The following is a 1,337-nucleotide window of genomic DNA, read 5'->3' on the forward strand; positions in this document are numbered from 1 at the left end:
AAGATTCACATGAGTCTTTCGCCAAAGATTTATCGGTATGGGATGGGCCTGCGTCTGATTAGCTAGTTGGTAAGGTAACGGCTTACCAAGGCAACGATCAGTAGCCGACCTGAGAGGGTAATCGGCCACATTGGAACTGAGACACGGTCCAAACTCCTACGGGAGGCAGCAGTGGGGAATATTGCACAATGGGCGAAAGCCTGATGCAGCAACGCCGCGTGAGCGATGAAGGCCTTTGGGTCGTAAAGCTCTGTCCTTGGGGAAGAAAAAAATGACGGTACCCTTGGAGGAAGCCCCGGCTAACTACGTGCCAGCAGCCGCGGTAATACGTAGGGGGCAAGCGTTATCCGGAATTATTGGGCGTAAAGAGTGCGTAGGTGGTTTGGTAAGCGTGGGGTGAAAGGCAATAGCTTAACTATTGTAAGCCTTGCGAACTGTCAGACTTGAGTGCAGGAGAGGAAAGTGGAATTCCTAGTGTAGCGGTGAAATGCGTAGATATTAGGAGGAACACCAGTGGCGAAGGCGACTTTCTGGACTGTAACTGACACTGAGGCACGAAAGCGTGGGGAGCAAACAGGATTAGATACCCTGGTAGTCCACGCCGTAAACGATGAGCACTAGGTGTCGGGGTCGCAAGACTTCGGTGCCGCAGTTAACGCATTAAGTGCTCCGCCTGGGGAGTACGCACGCAAGTGTGAAACTCAAAGGAATTGACGGGGACCCGCACAAGCAGCGGAGCATGTGGTTTAATTCGAAGCAACGCGAAGAACCTTACCAGGACTTGACATCCCTCTGACAGGACTTTAACAGGTCCCTCCTTCGGGCAGAGGAGACAGGTGGTGCATGGTTGTCGTCAGCTCGTGTCGTGAGATGTTGGGTTAAGTCCCGCAACGAGCGCAACCCTTGTCATTAGTTGCCAGCAGTAAGATGGGCACTCTAGTGAGACTGCCGTGGATAACACGGAGGAAGGTGGGGATGACGTCAAATCATCATGCCCCTTATGTTCTGGGCTACACACGTGCTACAATGGCTGGTACAAAGAGACGCAAGACGGTGACGTGGAGCAAATCTCAAAAACCAGTCCCAGTTCGGATTGTAGGCTGCAACTCGCCTACATGAAGTTGGAGTTGCTAGTAATCGCAGATCAGAATGCTGCGGTGAATGCGTTCCCGGGTCTTGTACACACCGCCCGTCACACCATGGAAGTTGGGGGCGCCCGAAGTTGGCCAATAAATAGGTTACCTAAGGCGAAATCAATGACTGGGGTGAAGTCGTAACAAGGTAGCCGTATCGGAAGGTGCGGCTGGATCACCTCCTTTCTAAGGAGACGAAATTTT

The 1,337-nt window shown here is 52.4% G+C and carries 1 rRNA gene; it reads left to right on the forward strand.

Annotated elements, in window-relative coordinates:
- A 16S ribosomal RNA gene (locus tag JYB65_RS14815) occupies positions 1-1,319 on the forward strand; the annotation flags it as partial.
- Positions 1,320-1,337 lie beyond the last annotated feature (18 nt).

Origin of the sequence: Clostridium aminobutyricum, assembly GCF_017255415.1 — a bacterium.
Classification (GTDB): domain Bacteria; phylum Bacillota; class Clostridia; order Peptostreptococcales; family Anaerovoracaceae; genus Aminipila; species Aminipila aminobutyrica.